Genomic DNA, 16,004 nt, shown 5'->3' with positions numbered 1-16,004 from the left:
GTCGACACGGAGGCGAACGTCATTCCGGTCAGCGCGCCTCGGCGCCAACCCGGGTGAGCGCGTCCAGCAGGAACACCTCGGTGCCGGCCAGGCCGGTGGAGCAGAAGACGGAGATCTGGTCCGCGGTGGTCCGGCCGGGAACCGCGCCGGCCAGGATGCCGCCCAGGTCGCGCAACCGCCCGGCGTACGGGGGTGAGGCGGCGAGCATCGGCGGCTGGTAGTCCGCCGCCTGGGCCGGTGAATCGGTGACCAGCAGGTCGGCGGTGTCCAGCAGGTCGGTGCCGAACTCGCTGCGGTCGCGCTGCTTGAAGCCGACAGCGTTGACGTGCGTTCCGGGGCTGAGGTCGGCGGCGCAGAGCACCGGGGTCGGGCTGGTGGTCGCCAGCACCACCAGGTCCCGCCCGGCGACGGCCACGCCCGGGTCGGCCACCGCACGGGCCGGCACCCCCAGTTCGGCACGGACCCGGGCCGCGAAGGCCTCCCGGCGAGCGGCCGAGCGGCTGTGCACCACCACCTCACGCAGCGGGCGGACCGCGGCGGTGGCCCAGACCTGGGTCCATGCCTGCCGGCCGGAGCCGATCACCCCGAGGGTGGCGGCGTCGGGACGGGCCAGCGCGTCGACAGCGAGGCCCCCCAACCCTCCGGTACGACGGGAGCCCAACTCCTCGCCGACGGCGACCGCCCGGATCGCCCCGGTCCGGGCGTCGTGCAGCACCACCAACTGCTCGCCCTGCGGGTGACCGAAGGTGTCGTACGAGCGGAAGCCGTACCACTCGCCGACCAGGTGCCCGGCGGTGAGCACCATCCGTCCGCCGCTCAGCGGTGCGGCGGCCCGGGGCGGCGCGATCAGGCGGCCCTCGTACGCGGCCAGGAGGGCGGCGCGCATGGCGTCGACAGTGGTGGCGGCGTCCAGCGCGGCGGCGACCTCGGGGTCGGCGTAGAGCATGGTCATGCTGGCGATACTGCAAGTTGAAGTCAAGTGGAGGTCAACGGACCGTGGTGATGGTCACCTCCCCGCCACCGGGGCCGGTGCTAGCGTCGGCACCAGTGGCCGGATGCTCGTGGCCGCTCCGGACGAGTGGTGGGCGTACCCGGTCAGGCCAAGACGCCCCGCGTGACGTGCAGACTCGACTCGTCCCGGCGCGGAAGCCCGGGCGCTTCCGGTGAGGTGAAGCGATGGCCTGGCTCGTACTGGTGATCTCGGGACTGTTGGAGACAGCCTGGGCGATCGCCCTGGACCGCAGCGCCGGTTTCAGCCGGCTGGTCCCGTCGGTGGTGTTCGTGGTGACCCTGCTGCTGAGCATGGCCGGGCTGTCGTACGCGCTCCGGGACATTCCCGTCGGCACCGGCTACGCGGTCTGGGTCGGCATCGGCGCCGTCGGCACCGCGTTGATCGGGATGCTGGCCCTCGGCGAGTCGGCGAGCCTGCCCCGAATTCTCTGTCTCCTGCTGGTGGTCGCCGGTGTGATCGGGTTGAAGATCTTCCACTGAGGCGCCCCGCCGGGCAGGCGTGGCGAGCACCCACAGTGGGTAGTGATCGATTCGTCACGACAGGCTCTCACCCGGAGGAAGACATGGCCGACATGCCGAGCACCGCCCGTCCCCGCAGCAACGCCGCCCGCATCCTCACCATCGTGGGCTTCGTCTTCGCGGTCCTGGCCCTGCTGCTCAACCCGGTCATCTTCGGAGTGCTCGGCGTCATCGCTGGCGTCGTCGGCGCGGTGCTCGGTGACAAGCCGCTGGGCTGGTACGCCGCCGCGGCCAGCGTCGTCGCCGCGATCATCAGCCTGGTGATCCTCGGCGCTCTGATCAGCAACTGACCGCTCCCCCGTCGCGGGCCCGCCGGATCCCGGCGGGCCCGTCGCGCGTCCAGGGTCGAGCGCCGGTCAGTCCACGTCGCCGCGCAGGCCGGCCAGGACCTCGTCCAGCTCGTCCGGCTTGACCAGCACGTCGCGCGCCTTCGACCCCTCGGACGGACCGACCACCCCCCGGGTCTCCATCAGGTCCATCAGGCGGCCCGCCTTGGCGAAACCGACCCGCAGCTTGCGTTGCAGCATCGAGGTCGAGCCGAACTGCGAGGTGACCACCAGCTCCACCGCCTGCACCAACAGGTCCAGGTCGTCGCCGATGTCCTCGTCGATCTTCTTCTTGTTCTCCTGTGCCGGGGCCAGCACGTCCTTGCGGAACTCCGGCTCACGCTGGTCCTTGCAGAACTTCACCACGTCGGCGATCTCGCGCTCGGTGACCCACGCGCCCTGGATCCGAACCGGCTTGGAGGCGCCCATCGGCAGGAAGAGCCCGTCACCACGGCCGAGCAGCTTCTCCGCGCCCGGTTGGTCGAGGATGACCCGGGAGTCCGCGAGGGAGGAGGTGGCGAAGGCCAGCCGGGACGGCACGTTCGCCTTGATCAGACCGGTCACCACGTCGACCGAGGGACGCTGGGTGGCCAGCACCAGGTGGATGCCCGCGGCCCGGGCCAACTGGGTGATCCGGACGACGGAGTCCTCCACGTCGCGCGGCGCGACCATCATCAGGTCGGCCAGCTCGTCCACGATCACCAACAGGTACGGGTACGGACGCATCTCGCGCTCGCTGCCCGGCGGAGCCGTGATCTCGCCGTTGCGGACCTTGCGGTTGAAGTCGTCGATGTGCCGGACCCCGTTGGCGGCGAGGTCGTCGTAGCGCATGTCCATCTCGCGGACCACCCAGTCCAGCGAGTCGGCCGCCTTCTTGGCGTTGGTCACGATGGGGGTGACCAGGTGCGGGATGCCCTCGTAGCCGGTCATCTCGACCCGCTTCGGGTCGATCAGCAGCAGCCGCACCTCGTCCGGGGTGGCCCGGGTGAGGATGGACACCAGCAGGGTGTTGAGGCAGCTCGACTTGCCCGCGCCGGTGGCACCGGCGATCAGGATGTGCGGCATCTTGGCGAGGTTGGCCACCACGTAGCCGCCCTCGATGTCCTTGCCGAGCGCCACGACCATCGGGTGGTGGTCGCTTGTCGCCGCGCGCGAGCGCAGCACGTCGCCGAGGGCGACGTTCTCCGGGTCGGTGTTCGGGATCTCCACGCCGACAGCGCTCTTGCCCGGGATCGGACTGAGGATCCGTACGTCCGGTGACTTCACCGCGTACGCGATGTTGCGGGACAGCTGAGTGATCCGCTCGACCTTGACGCCGTGCCCCAGCTCCACCTCGTAGCGGGTGACGGTCGGACCACGGGTGAAGCCGGTGACCGCGGCGTCCACATCGAACTGGTCGAACACGCCGGTCAGAGCGGCGATCACCTCGTCGTTCGCCTTGCTGCGGGTCTTCGCGGCGGCCCCGGCGCTGAGCATGTTGGCCGGCGGCAGGGTGTAGTCCCCGGAAAGCCCGGTCAACGCGAGCTGCTCGGCACGGGTCGGGGCGGGCGAGTGCTCCGGCGGCTCGACCGACGGCTTCCGGCTCGCCGGCACCTTCGCCGGAGACTTGCGCGGCAGCACCATGGTTTCCTGGAGGTCCGCGCCGTCGACGTCCTCGAAGTCGTCCGGGTCCAGTGGCGGGGGCATCCGCTTCGCCGGTCGCTTGCGCGCCGGCTTGACGGCCACCTCGTCCGCCTCCTCATCCGCCTCCGGTGCGCCCACCAGCCCACCGGCGAGCAGGCCCAGCCTCTCCGGGATCTTGTTGATCGGCGTCGCGGTCACCACGAGCAGGCCGAAGAGCAGCAGCAGGACGAGCAACGGCACCGCCACCCAGGCGGTGACCGCCCGCTCCAGCAGCCCACCGACGCCCGCGCCGACCAGACCGCCGGCGAAGTCCCGCTCCAGCGGGTCGGCCGGGTCCTGACCGATCTGGAGCAGCGCGGCGGTCGACACCAGCAGCGAACCCCAACCGATCAGCCCACGGCCCCGGTGCTCCGGATCGGCCGGCTGACGCATCAGCCGCCACGCCCCGATCATCAGCAGCACCGGTACGACAACCGAGATCGCGCCCAGGAACAGCCGGATCGTGTCGGCCAGTCGCGTGCCCACCGGCCCCGCTCCGGACAGCCAGAGCGCCACGGCGCTGAGCAGGGCGAGCCCGAACATGAGCAGCCCGGCACCATCCCGGCGGTGCTCCGGGTCGAGGTCGCGGGCCGAGGCGGCCTGCCGGCCAGCGGCGCGCACCGCCCAGCCCATCCCGTGCGCCAGCCCCATCCACAGTGCACCGACCGCACGGCCGACGTAGACCGCCGGGCCGGGCCGGGGCGGCGTGGTGCGACGTCGGACCGGTGCCCGGGTGTTCTTCTTCGCCGGCTGACGGGCACGACTGTTGGTGCCACCGCGCGGCGACGCGCCGCGCCGCCGGCTCGCCTGAGAGGTACGGCCCGCCATAGAGTCACGGTAACGGTGGGGCCGGGCAGATCCCCGCTTTTCCGGGTCGTGTCCGCGCGTCGTAACACGAACCCCACCGCCGGTCGTGATATCCGCCTCAGAAGGGATGCCCCATGGCGTCGCCGGAAATCGATGGCGATCCGGACGATCCGCTGGCCGGGCACCCTGGCGCGCTGCGTCCGCTGACCGGCGAACTGGTCGCCGCGGTGCTCGCTGCCCGGGGCCGGTCCGTCGGCCCGACCCCGGACGGCGATCTGGTGGGCACCTTCGACGACAACCTGATCTGGTTCCTCCGCGTCGGCGGGGACGGGGAGCTGCTCCAGATCCGCACAATGGTCGATCCGACCTTCGGCATCGAACGGGTGCCCGACCTGTACGCGTTCTGCAACTCCTGGAACCACGACCGGCTCTGGCCCAAGGCGTTCGTCCACGTCGCCGACGACGGCCGGGCCCGGGTGTACGGAGAGGTGATCACCGACCTGGAACGCGGCGTGACCCCACACCAGCTCGATCAACTGCTCGACTGTGGCATCTCCACCGGCTGCCAGCTGTCCGTGGCGGTCCGTCGACTGCCCGGCGCGGTGCCGTCGTGACCGGCCGGGACGACGTCACCGGCAGCCGCACCGGCACGCCACCCACCGGCTCCGGTGACCGCCTCGCGCGGGGCCGCGTACCGGCGCTGGAGGCCGCGCTCGCCGAGGCCCGGGACCTCCCCGACGGCCCGGCCCGGCAGGTGGCCCTGGAGCGGCTCGCCGAACGCGCCGACGCGGCCGGCGACGTCCGGTCCGGGATGGACGCGCGGTTCGCGCTGATCGAGGCGTACCTGCTGCACGGGGAGCGGTGGCGTCTGGTCGAGCCGGTCCGGCGCTGCCGGGCCGCCGCCGACCACCGACCCGACCTGCTCAGCGAGACGGAGACCGGGCTGCTGCTGCGTTACCAGCGGTACGCGGTCGAGGCGCTGCTCGGCACCCCCCGGGTCGGACTGGACCAGACGCGGTCCCTGCTGCACGACCTTGCCCACCGCGTCGGCGCGGACGGCCCGGACACACCGACCGTCGCGGAGCTGCACTGCCGGATCGCCGATCACCTGGGCGACGAGCCCACCGCCCGGCACTGGTACGAGCGATGGTCCGGAAAACGGCCGGGACCGGCCGGCGGCTGCCCGGGCTGCGCCTCGGCCCGGCGTGCCGAACTGCTGGCCGGCTGGGGCGAGTGGCGTGCCGCGGTCACCGAGCTCGGGGAGACCGACGGCGACCCGCGGTCCTGCACCGACCAGCCCGAGCGGGACCTGGTCGCCGGTCTGCTGCCGGCACTGCGCACCGGCGAGCCGGCGCGGGCGGCGACGGCGCACGTGCGGGCGTACCGCCGGCACCGCCGGGAGCGCGCGGCGTTCCCGCACCTCGCCGCGCACCTGCGATTCTGCGCGCTGGGCGGGCACCTGGAGCGCGGGCTGGCCATTCTGGTCGAGCAGTTGCCCCGGTTGGACCGGCCGACCGACGACCTCGCCGCCATGGAGTTCGCCGCCGCCGGGGCACTGGTCTGCGGGTTGGCAGCCGACGCGGGGCTGGGCGGGCGGACGATGCCCCGACCGGCGTACGGCGAGCGGACGGCCACCGAGTTGGACGTCGCCACGCTCGGGGCGCTGCTGCTCGGGGTGGCCAACGAGTTGGCCGGCAGCTTCGACGCGCGCAACGGCACGGGGCACCACTCCGGACGGATGGCCGCCTGGCTGGCCGAACGCCCGCTCGCGGCGCCGGTCCCGCTGCCCACCGACGACGAACCTGACGGGCCCGACGACGATCGGGCCGACGTCCAGGCCGACGCCGACGCCGAGCCCGAGCTGGGCGAACGCGAGTTGTCCGCGCTCTCCCTCGCCATGATCACCGGGATCCTGGACGGGCGCGGCGACCGGTACCTGGTGGACGAGGGCGAGACAGTTGTCGGCCACTGGGAGGGGACGGTGATCCAGTTCCGGCGGGCCGGTGAGCGCGGCGAGGTGCTGCACGCCCGCGCCATGGCCAACCGCCGGCTACCGGCGGCCCGCCGCGCCGAGGCGTACGCCTTCTGCAACGCCTGGAACCACGACCGGCTGCTGCCCAAGGCGTACGCGCACGACCTCGGCGACGAGTTGGTGCTGGCCGGCGATGTGGCGACCGACCTGGCGCACGGGGTCGCCCCGGCGCAGTTGCGGATCCTCATGGACGCGGCCATCGCCACCGGCATCGCGTACGCCGAAGCGGTCGCCGCGCTGCCCTGATTCGCCAGTGGCGTCAACGGTTGCAGTTGCCGCGCGACTGCACGACATCCGACAGCTCGCAACCGGGAGAGCGGCACCGGGGTGATATCGCCGTCAGCCCACCGCAACCCCTCGGGAGTCGTCATGAACCGCCCGCTCCGCTCCGGCATTATCGGTGCCGCCGTGCTCGCCCTGTCCGCCCTCGCCACCCCGACCGTTGCCGGTGCCGCCCCTGCGAACCCGACCGTCTCGCCGAGCACGACGGCCGGGAGCGCCGCGCCGACGATCCTGGCCCGGGGCGACATCGTCTTCCTCGGCGGCGACCCGTGGCACCCGTCGGGTCCGCTGGAGGTCAAGGTCGTCAACGAGGGTGCGACAGCGGCGAAGGGCTTCTTCGTGCTCCGACTGCCACAGGATGCCGACCTGACCGCGGGCGGCGACTGCCGGGCCGGCGACGGTGCGCCGAGGACCTGGGTCTGCGGCGGCGCGGAACTGCCCGCCGGGGGCGATCGGACGTACCGCATGACGGTGACCTCATCGGCTGCGCAGCCGGTCTTCGGGGTGACCGAGTGGGGTTCCGTCGCCGGTCAGGACGCCACCGGCCGCGCCGACCGACCCACCGACTTCCGGATCAACTGGCCGGACCGCACGACGCTGCGGCTACGGGCCACCGCCGGCCCGGTCGTCGACGGTGCCGCGACCATCCGGGTCCTGGTCACGAACACCGGCACGTTCGACATCGGCGGGTACTCGTTGAACGTCGCCACCCCGGACGGTGTGCGGGTGACCGCACCGGGGTGCTCCGACAGCGGCCGGATGAACGGTGTGGGCTGCGAGATCCTGCGCGAGCGCCGCCTCGCCGACGGCGCCACGGACAGCTTCGACGTACGGATGGCGGCCACCGGCGGCACGAAGAACGTTCGCCTCTGGCTCGCGCCCACCAACCGGTACACCAACCCGGACACCTCGGTGACGCTCCGCCTGACCGGCGGCGGATCCGGAGGCGGCGGCGTGGCAACCACCGCGCCACCGGCCGACCCGACCACGCCAGCGACCACGGCACCGGCCACGCCCGCCGTGGAGGCGACGGAACTGCCGCGCACCGGCACGACCACCATCGTGTACGGCCTGATCGGCGTGTCGCTGCTGGCCCTCGGCGGCGGACTGCTGCTCCTGCGACGCCGGCTCCAGCGCGGCTGACCCGCAACGGCGAGCCCGATCGGGAACCGGCGATGCCCGCCCGCACCTCGTGTGCGGACGGGCATCGTGACGCGTGCGGTCAGACCTCGACGACTGTGGGCACGATCATCGGCCGACGACGGTACTTGTCGTTGACCCACCGCCCCACCGTCCGCCGGACGATCTGCTGAAGCTGGTGCGGGTCGGTGATGCCGTCCGCCGCGGCCCGGTTGAGCGCCTCGGTGACCAGCGGCACCACCGGGTTGAACGCCTCCGGGTCCTCGGAGAAACCCTTCGCGGAGAGCGTCGGGCCGGCGACCACCTTGCCGGTGACCGAGTCGACGACCACGGTGGTGGCGATGAAGCCGCCGTCACCGAGGATCCGCCGTTCGGTGAGCAGCGACTCGCTGACGTCACCGACGGCGAGGCCGTCCACGTAGACGTACCGGCTCTTCACGTGCCCGACCAGGCTGGCACGGCCCTCGACCAGGTCGACCACGTCGCCGTCCTCGCAGAGCACCACCCGATCGGCGGCGACCCCGGATTCGATGCCGAGCCGGGCGTGGGCGCGCAGGTGACGCCACTCGCCGTGCACGGGCATCAGGTTGCTGGGCCGGACCACGTTGAGCAGGTAGAGCAGTTCCCCGGCGGGGGCGTGCCCGGAGACGTGCACCTTGGCCACGTCCTTGTGCACGACCACCGCGCCGGCCCGCGCGAGCCGGTTGATCACCCGGTAGACCGAGGTCTCGTTGCCGGGCACCAGTGAGGAGGCCAGCACGACCGTGTCACCGGGGGCGATCGTGATGTGCCGGTGGTCGCCGCTGGCCATCCGGCCCAGCGCGCTCATCGGCTCACCCTGTGAACCGGTGGACATCAACACGATCTGCTCCGGCGGCAGCGTGGTCGCCTCCTCGATCCCGATGACCAGGCCGGCCGGGATGTTGAGCAGGCCGAGGTCCCGGGCGATGCCCATGTTGCGGACCATGGACCGGCCGATCAGCGCGACCTTGCGGCCGTGCTCGGCTGCGGAGTCGAAGACCTGCTGCACGCGGTGCACGTGCGAGGCGAACGAGGCCACGATGATCCGGCCCTTGGCCTTCGCGAAGATCGAGTCGAGCACCGGGCCGATCTCCCGCTCGGGGGTGACGAAGCCGGGGATCTCCGCGTTGGTGGAGTCGGAGAGCAGCAGGTCGACGCCTTCGGCGCCGAGCCGGGCGAAACCGGCCAGGTCGGTGATCCGGCCGTCCAGCGGCAGCTGGTCCATCTTGAAGTCGCCGGTGTGCAGCACCAGGCCGGCGGGGGTGCGGATGGCCACCGCGAGGGCGTCCGGGATCGAGTGGTTGACGGCGAAGAACTCACACTCGAACGGGCCGAGCCGCTCACGGCCGCCCTCCCGCACGGTCAGCGTGTACGGCTGGATCCGCCGCTCGGCCAACTTCGCCTCGACCAGGGCGAGGGTGAACTGTGAGCCGACCAGCGGGATGTCGGGCTTGTGGGCGAGCAGGTACGGCACCGCGCCGATGTGGTCCTCGTGGCCGTGCGTCAGCACGATCGCCTGGACGTCGGCGAGCCGGTCCAGGATCGGGCCGAAGTCGGGCAGGATCAGGTCCACACCGGGCTGTTCGACGTCGGGGAAGAGCACCCCGCAGTCGACGATCAGCAACTTGCCGTCGTACTCGAAGACGGTCATGTTCCGGCCGATGGCGCCGAGCCCGCCGAGCGGGATGATCCGCAGGCCGCCCTCCGGCAGCGGCGGGGGTAGTTCCGCCTCGATGTGCGCCTCGGTCACGCGTCCACCTCGTTCTGCGACGCCGTTACTCGACGTCCATCGTGTCGTTCGTTCATTCGGGCAGCTCCAGGCCCGCTGCCGCGAAGTCCGCGCGCAGCTGGGCGATCTCGTCGTCGGTGGCGTCCACGAGCGGGGGTCGCACCGGGCCGGCTGGCAGGCCCAGCGACGCTAGGCCCGCCTTCACCAGGATCGCGCCCTGGGTACGGAAGATGCCGGTGAACAGCGGCAGCAGCCGCCGGTGCAGGGCCAGCGCGGCCGGCATGTCCCCCGCGTCGTACGCCTCGATCATCTGTGCGGTCAGCGCCCCGGTGAAGTGTGTCGAGGTGCCGACCACGCCCACGCTGCCGACGGCCAGCGCCGGCAGGATGAGGGCGTCCTCGCCGCTGTAGAAGGCGAGGCTGGTCCGGCTGGTGACCCAACTGGTGGCGGTCAGGTCGCCCTTGGCGTCCTTGACCGCGACGATCCGACCGTGTTCGGCGAGCCGGACCAACGTCTCGGTGTCGATCGGCACGCCGGAGCGGTGCGGAATGTCGTACAGCATCACCGGCAGGCCGGTGGCGTCGGCCACCGCGGTGAAGTGGCGCAGCAACCCGCTCTGCGGCGGCTTGTTGTAGTACGGGGTGACCACCAACAGGCCGTGCGCGCCCGCCTTCTCGGCGGCGGCGGCCAGCTCGATGGTGTGCCGGGTGTCGTTGGTGCCAACGCCCGCGACCACCTTGGCACGGTCACCGACGGCCTCCACCACAGCCCGGATCAGGTGTTCCTTCTCCGCGTCGGTGGTGGTCGGCGACTCACCGGTGGTGCCGTTGACCACCAGCGCGTCGTTGCCCTGCTCGTCGACCAGGTGGCTGGCCAGCCGGGCGACGCCGTCGAGATCGAGGGAACCGTCCGGGGTGAACGGGGTCACCATGGCTGTGAGAAGCCGGCCGAAGGGGCGGGACGCCGGGCGGGACGCGGCGTCGAGGTGGTCGTGCGTCATACCCTCCAACCTAGCGGACGACCAGCCGGGGCCCGCCGGGGAAGGGCTCAGGACGCCTCGTGCGGGCTGGCCGCCACGTCGGTGCCGTCCGGCAGCGTGGTGATCGCGAAGTCGGCGAACACGTTCGGGGCGACCCCCTGGAGCTGGCGCAGGCACTCCACGGCCAGCTCACGGATCTCCACGTCGGCGTGCTCGGTGGCGCGCATCGCGATGAAGTGCCGCCAGGCCCGGTAGTTGCCGGAGACCACGATCCGGGTCTCGGTGGCGTTGGGCAGCACCGCGCGGGCCGCCTGCCGGGCCTGCTTGCGGCGCAGCGTCGGGTTCGGCTCGTGGGAGAAGCGCTGCTCGAGGCCCTCCAGCAACTCGGTGTACGCCCGAACGCTCGCCTCGGCGGCCTCCACGAACTTCTTGTGCAGCTCGGGGTCGTCGGCGATGACGGCCGGCTCGACCATTGCCGCGTCCCGCTCCGGGACGTAGCGCTGCGACAGCTGGGAGTACGAGAAGTGCCGGTGCCGGATCAGCTCGTGGGTGAACGAGCGGGACACCCCCGTGAAGTAGAAGGTGACCGACCCGTGCTCCAGCACCGAGAGGTGCCCGACCTCGAGGATGTGCGCCAGGTAGCCGGCGTTGGTGGCGGTCGCCGGGTTCGGCTTCTTCCACGACTGGTAGCAGGCCCGACCGGCGAATTCGGCCAGCGCTTGGCCGCCCTCAGCGTCGGTCGACCACGGCACGTCGTCCGGGGCCGCGAATTGGGTCCACGCGATCAACTTGACCTGGGGCTGCACCATGTCCGGCATTCCTGGGACTTTAGTGGTGGGGTGCCGCCCAACCCAACTCAGGCGCGCCCCGTGCAATGTCGATCACTCAGACAGCCCAGAACCCGCCGCCGCCCCGGGGCGTTGTCCGAGGCGGGGCCCGAGGTCTGGGTCTGGGTCTGGGTCTGGGTCTGGGTCTGGGGTCTGGGTCCGGGTCCGGGTCCGCGGTCTGGGTCCAGGTCCAGGTCCAGGTCCAGGTCCAGGTCCAGGTCCAGGTCCAGGTCCAGGTCCAGGTCCAGGTCCAGGTCCAGGTCCAGGTCCAGGTCCAGGTCCAGGTCCAGGTCCAGGTCCAGGTCCAGGTCCAGGTCCAGGTCCAGGTCCAGGTCCAGGTCCAGGTCCAGGTCCGAGGCCGAGCATCGTCATCGAGGTCGGGGCGGAGAGTTCCATTGGCGTCCTTTGGAGCTGAATCGTTGGCGACATCAGCCCCGGCGGGTGGGCCACCGAAGCCGGCAAGCGAGTCCCGAGCACCGCTCGGCCCCCAAGCGACCCGAGCGCGCCGAGCGATCGGGGCTCGAACGAGCCGAGCGACCCGAACGAGCCGAACGACCGGGCCCCGGCGGCCTCGGCAGCCGCCTCCGCTCGCAAGATCGCACAACATCATGGAAGTAGTGGCATCCGTCGCGCCCGACCCCACTACATCCAGGATCGAGCGCGATCTTGGGGCGAGGAGCGTCGGGCCGCCGTGCGCCGCAGACGCGGCTGTGCGGCTGTGCAGCTGCTCGGTGGGTGATCGACACGGGCTCCTGAAAGTCGCGCTATCCGGGTCGGATGGATGGTCCGATTTTCCGGATGCCGAGTCGATCATGGGTGGTGGGCGCGCTGAAGGAGTCCCCCTGATGTCGTAAACGAATCAGGTCCAAAGGACGCCCGAACAGCGCCATCCGCCCGAGCCCCGCCATCCGCCCGAGCCCCGGCATCCGCGCAGCGGCGCGTCCGGGCAGCGACGCGGCGGACGGGGACGCGGTCAGACGTAGAGCGAGGTGAACGGCGCCCAGGGCAGGTTGCGTAGCACCGAGAAGGCCAGCCACGCGGCCAGGAAACCGCCGATGACCTTCGAGCTGATCCGTAGCTCGGGCAGTCGCCAACCGAACGCCTGGTTTCCCGCCCAGGCCACGAAGAGGTACGCGAGGAACGGCAGCGCGAAGACGAACAGGAAGTGGTGCCGGGCGGCGGCCGGCAGGTCGCCGTGCAGCACGTACCAGAGCGCGCGGGTGCCACCGCAGCCCGGGCAGTCCAGCCCGGTGGTCAACTTGAGCAGGCAGGTGGGCGCTGCGTCCGGGTCGGCGTAGGTCGGGTTGCTGAGCAGCGCGTAACTCATGCCGATGGCGACGCAGCCGACTGCGGCCAGCGGCACTGCCCAGCGCGGGGAACGTTCGTAGAGTCGCAACACGAACCGGGTGAGCCGGTCCGGCTCAGGCGTCGGGTAGCCGCCTGGCGGGGTGGTCGGCCAACCCTCCGGACCCGAGCCGCCGGGACCGAAACCGCCGGGACCCGCGCCGGCGGGAACGAAACCGCCGGGATCCGAGCCGGCGGGACCCGTTCCACCGTCGGCCGGCGCCGTGTGGACCGCGCCGGGGGCGGGGTGCGGCTGGTCGACCGGTCCGGGAGCGCTCGTCACGCGCTCACGGTACACCGGACACGCCGGCCAACGCGGCGGTGAGCGGACCGGCCAGATCGCCGGCCGCTGGTGGGGCCACCGCGTCCAGGCCGAGCCAGCCGGCGAGGCGGTACAGCTCGGCGGCGAGCGCGACGGCGGTCTCCCCCGGGTCGGCGCCGGGTTCGAGCCAGGCGGCCGGCACCAGCAGCACCCCGGCCTTCCGGTCGGCCTTCAGGTCGACCCGGGCGGTGAACCGGTCGCCCTGCAGGAACGGCAGCACGTAGTAGCCGTAGACCCGCTGTGGCGCCGGGACGTAGATCTCGATCCGGTAGCTGAAGTTGAACAGTCGCTCGGTGCGGGCACGTTCCCAGATCAGCGGATCGAAGGGGCTGACCAGTGTGTTGCCCCGCACCCAGCGGGGCAGCCGGGCGGACGTGTGCAGCCAGGCCGGCTGCCGCCAGCCCGACACGGTGACCGGCACCAGCTCACCGGCCTCGGCCAGCTCCGCGACGGCCTGCCGGGCGCCGGCCAGCGGCAACCGGAAGTAGTCGCGCAGCTCTGGCTCGGCGGCGACCCCGAGGGACCGCGCGGCGAGGGAAACCAGCGTCCGGTACGCCTCGGCGTCGGTGGGTGTGGGCTCGGCCAGCACTGCTGCGGGCAGCACCCGCTCGGGCAGGTCGTAGCGGCGGGCGAAGGAGGTGCTGCGCTCGGCGGCGGTCACCTCCCCGGCCCAGAACAGGAACTCCAACGCCCGCTTGACCGCCGACCAGTTCCAACCCCAGTTGCCGGTTTCGCGGGGAGCGTCGTGCTCGATCTCGGCGGCGGTCAGCGGCCCCCGGGCGGCCACTTCGTCCCGCACCCAGGCGACCAGCTCAGGCTGCTCCTGGGCGATCCGCCGCATGCCGCCCCAGGATTCGCTGTGCGCGCGGGCCATCCGCCAGCGCAGCGTCGGGTGCAGTTCCACCGGGACCAGCGACGCCTCATGGCCCCAGTATTCGAACAGCTCACGCGGGCGTCGGTAGGCGGCCTGGTCGAGCAACGTGGTCGGGTAGGGCCCGAGCCGGCTGTAGAGCGGCAGGTAGTGCGCCCGTTGCAGCACGTTGACCGAGTCCATCTGGATCAACCCGACCCGGCCCAGCACGCGACGCAGGTGCCGGCGGGTGGGCACGCCCGTCGGCGCCGGGTCGGCGAAGCCCTGGGCGGCGAGCGCCACGCGGCGGGCCTGGGCGAGCGAGAGCGATTCCGGTGCGGTCATCGTCGGCGACATTAATTCATCGGTACGACGCCGGTGCGGGAAGCTGGACGTGACGACCAACGGGGCATAGAACGGTGCAATGCTGACCATCCGTCGGGAGGAGCCGGACGACGCCGAGGCGGTCGCCCGGGTACACGTGCACGGCTGGCAGGCGGGCTACGCCGGCTTCATGCCGGACGAGGTGCTCGGTCGGCTCAACGTGGTGGCCTGGGCGCAGCGTCGTCGCGACGTCGGCACCGCCGATCCGGAACACCCGTTCACCACAGTGCTCGGCGAGGTGGACGGGTTGGTAGTGGGCTTCACCACCTTCGGGCCGTACCGTCGCAACCAGGATCGGGACGACCTGGACCCGACGGTCGGCGAGGTGGTGGCGCTCTACGTGGAGCCGGCCCACTGGGGTGACGGGACCGCGGCGGCGTTGCTGGACGCGGCCCGGAGCGGGCTCACCGAGCGGGGTTGGGCCGGCTACCGGGCGTGGGTGCTGGCGGACAACCGGCGGGCCCGGCGTTTCTGCGAGCGCGTCGGCCTGTCACCGGACGGTGAGCGGTCGACCTACCAGGTGCCGCTGGCCGGTGGGGGCCTGCCGGTCGGGCTGGTCGAGCTGCGGTACGCCGGACGCCTCGACCGCTGACCCGTTCGGGGTCAGCCACCGGCGGATCGGCAGGAAGGCCAGCAACGCGAGACTGACCCACACGTAGGCGTTGCTGCCCAGGAAGCCGTCGACGCCGGTGAAGTCCTTCTCCCAGAGCCAGACGGTCCGGCTGATCAGCACCGCGTACCCGATGGTCGCGGCGGCCAGCAGGACCTGCCGTCGGCGGCCGGCCGGCGCGGCCATCGCGTTGTCGACAAGCAGGATCAGGGCGGGCAGCAGCCAGACCAGGTGGTGCACCCAGGTGACCGGGCTGACCAGGCACATCACCGCGCCGGTCAGCGCCAGGCCGGTGGCCTCGTCGCCGGCCACGACGGCGGCCCGGGAGCGCCAGGCCCAGAGTGCCAGGGTGCCGAGCACGAGCAGCAGCCACAGCACTGTGCTCGGGTGCTCCGGGTCGAGCCGGGCGACCACCCCGCGCAGCGACTGGTTGGAGACGAAGGCCAGTTCGCCCACCCGCCCGGTGTTCCACAGCGCCTCGGTCCAGAACTCCCGGGACGCGTCAGGGAAGAGCGCGGCGGCCAGCAGCGACACACCGCCGGCCGTGCCGCTGGCGGTGAGCGCCGCCCGCCACCGCCCGGTCACCAGCAGGTAGACGATGAACACGCCAGGGGTCAGTTTGATCGCCGTGGCGAGGCCGATGCCCACACCGGCCCACCGGTTTCCGGCCGGCAGCAGCCGCAGCAGATCCACCGCCACCAGGAAGAGCAGCAGCGTGTTGACCTGGCCGAAGTTGACAGTCTCCCGCATCGGTTCGAACGCGGCGGCCAGGCAGAGCGCCACGGCGAGGGCGAACCACCGGGTCCAGCCGGCGCGGCGGGCGATCGGGTCGACCAGCCACCAGATCAGCACCGCTGTGGTGGCCACGCTGGCGAGCACGCTCACCACGATCGCGGCCGTCCACGGCAGGTACGCCATCGGCAGCATCACCAGCGCGGCGAACGGCGGATAGGTGAAGCCGTACTGGGTGCCCGGCTTGAGGTAGTCGTAGATCTCCCCGCCGTCGTGCACCCACCAGGTCAACGCGCCGTAGTAGACCTTCAGGTCGAAGAACCCGTGCCGGACGGCGGCGACGGCGAGGAACCCGGTGACCGCCGCGGCGAGCACCACCACCCCGACGACCTGCGCGGTTGTCCTGTTGGCACCCTGCGCCACCGTC

Annotated in this window: 15 protein-coding genes and 1 riboswitch; of the genes, 6 read left to right on the top strand and 9 right to left on the bottom strand. The window is 72.1% G+C overall.

What is annotated here, in order from left to right; genetic code table 11:
* Nucleotides 1–28 precede the first annotated feature (28 nt).
* Entirely contained in the window at nucleotides 29–952 is a 924-nt protein-coding gene (locus tag MED01_RS29655; protein WP_238671776.1) for an ornithine cyclodeaminase family protein, read from the bottom strand.
* Between the two features lie 92 nt (nucleotides 953–1,044).
* A riboswitch (guanidine-III (ykkC-III) riboswitch) is annotated at nucleotides 1,045–1,115 on the top strand.
* A 61-nt stretch (nucleotides 1,116–1,176) separates the two neighbouring features.
* Here MED01_RS29655 and sugE point away from each other — a divergent pair.
* A complete protein-coding gene (gene sugE, locus MED01_RS29650; RefSeq protein WP_238671775.1) occupies nucleotides 1,177–1,491 on the top strand; it encodes a quaternary ammonium compound efflux SMR transporter SugE in 315 nt (104 codons plus the stop codon).
* A gap of 83 nt (nucleotides 1,492–1,574) precedes the next feature.
* A complete protein-coding gene (locus MED01_RS29645; protein WP_238671774.1) occupies nucleotides 1,575–1,820 on the top strand; it encodes a hypothetical protein in 246 nt (81 codons plus the stop codon).
* Nucleotides 1,821–1,886: 66 nt separating this feature from the next.
* Here MED01_RS29645 and MED01_RS29640 read toward each other — a convergent pair whose 3' ends face one another.
* Nucleotides 1,887–4,346 carry an FtsK/SpoIIIE family DNA translocase gene (locus MED01_RS29640; protein WP_238671773.1) on the bottom strand — a complete coding sequence of 820 codons (2,460 nt, stop codon included), beginning with the start codon at nucleotides 4,344–4,346 and terminating at the stop codon, nucleotides 1,887–1,889.
* A 113-nt stretch (nucleotides 4,347–4,459) separates the two neighbouring features.
* Here MED01_RS29640 and MED01_RS29635 point away from each other — a divergent pair, with 113 nt between their 5' ends.
* The 3 genes from MED01_RS29635 to MED01_RS35905 all read left to right on the top strand — a co-directional run bounded on the left by MED01_RS29635 (nucleotide 4,460) and on the right by MED01_RS35905 (nucleotide 7,782).
* Entirely contained in the window at nucleotides 4,460–4,939 is a 480-nt protein-coding gene (locus tag MED01_RS29635; protein WP_238671772.1) for a YbjN domain-containing protein, read from the top strand.
* Between the two features lie 86 nt (nucleotides 4,940–5,025).
* Complete coding sequence (locus tag MED01_RS29630) at nucleotides 5,026–6,603, top strand: type III secretion system chaperone family protein (RefSeq protein ID WP_238671970.1); 1,578 nt, start codon at nucleotides 5,026–5,028, stop codon at nucleotides 6,601–6,603.
* A 123-nt stretch (nucleotides 6,604–6,726) separates the two neighbouring features.
* Entirely contained in the window at nucleotides 6,727–7,782 is a 1,056-nt protein-coding gene (locus MED01_RS35905) for an LPXTG cell wall anchor domain-containing protein (protein ID WP_274526442.1), read from the top strand.
* A 79-nt stretch (nucleotides 7,783–7,861) separates the two neighbouring features.
* Here the strand turns inward: MED01_RS35905 and MED01_RS29620 are convergent, their stop codons facing one another.
* From MED01_RS29620 to MED01_RS29600, 6 genes are all read right to left on the bottom strand, one after another.
* The gene (locus MED01_RS29620; protein ID WP_112586590.1) at nucleotides 7,862–9,550 is read right to left on the bottom strand and encodes a ribonuclease J; all 1,689 of its coding nucleotides are present in this window, start codon (nucleotides 9,548–9,550) and stop codon (nucleotides 7,862–7,864) included.
* A gap of 52 nt (nucleotides 9,551–9,602) precedes the next feature.
* Nucleotides 9,603–10,529 carry a 4-hydroxy-tetrahydrodipicolinate synthase gene (dapA, locus tag MED01_RS29615; RefSeq protein WP_238671771.1) on the bottom strand — a complete coding sequence of 309 codons (927 nt, stop codon included), beginning with the start codon at nucleotides 10,527–10,529 and terminating at the stop codon, nucleotides 9,603–9,605.
* A gap of 47 nt (nucleotides 10,530–10,576) precedes the next feature.
* The gene (gene thyX / locus MED01_RS29610; protein ID WP_238671968.1) at nucleotides 10,577–11,317 is read right to left on the bottom strand and encodes an FAD-dependent thymidylate synthase; all 741 of its coding nucleotides are present in this window, start codon (nucleotides 11,315–11,317) and stop codon (nucleotides 10,577–10,579) included.
* Nucleotides 11,318–11,389: 72 nt separating this feature from the next.
* Nucleotides 11,390–11,731 (bottom strand): hypothetical protein, encoded by a 342-nt coding sequence (locus MED01_RS36400; RefSeq protein ID WP_372493748.1) that lies wholly within the window; start codon nucleotides 11,729–11,731, stop codon nucleotides 11,390–11,392.
* A gap of 577 nt (nucleotides 11,732–12,308) precedes the next feature.
* Nucleotides 12,309–12,962, bottom strand: coding sequence for a DUF2752 domain-containing protein (locus tag MED01_RS29605; RefSeq protein ID WP_238671770.1), 654 nt, complete (start codon nucleotides 12,960–12,962; stop codon nucleotides 12,309–12,311).
* A 4-nt stretch (nucleotides 12,963–12,966) separates the two neighbouring features.
* Nucleotides 12,967–14,196 carry a winged helix-turn-helix domain-containing protein gene (locus tag MED01_RS29600; RefSeq protein ID WP_238671769.1) on the bottom strand — a complete coding sequence of 410 codons (1,230 nt, stop codon included), beginning with the start codon at nucleotides 14,194–14,196 and terminating at the stop codon, nucleotides 12,967–12,969.
* Between the two features lie 79 nt (nucleotides 14,197–14,275).
* On the opposite strand from MED01_RS29600, the gene MED01_RS29595 reads away from it, so the two are divergent.
* A complete protein-coding gene (locus MED01_RS29595) occupies nucleotides 14,276–14,827 on the top strand; it encodes a GNAT family N-acetyltransferase (RefSeq protein ID WP_238671768.1) in 552 nt (183 codons plus the stop codon).
* On the opposite strand, the gene MED01_RS29590 is transcribed toward MED01_RS29595, so the two are convergent.
* A complete protein-coding gene (locus MED01_RS29590; RefSeq protein WP_238671767.1) occupies nucleotides 14,726–16,000 on the bottom strand; it encodes a glycosyltransferase 87 family protein in 1,275 nt (424 codons plus the stop codon). The genes MED01_RS29595 and MED01_RS29590 overlap by 102 nt on opposite strands.
* Nucleotides 16,001–16,004 lie beyond the last annotated feature (4 nt).

Source organism: Micromonospora alfalfae (assembly GCF_022230925.1).
Lineage (GTDB): Bacteria > Actinomycetota > Actinomycetes > Mycobacteriales > Micromonosporaceae > Micromonospora > Micromonospora alfalfae.
The sequence above is the reverse complement of the archived record's forward strand: the minus strand, read 5'-3'. Positions and strand labels throughout refer to the sequence as shown.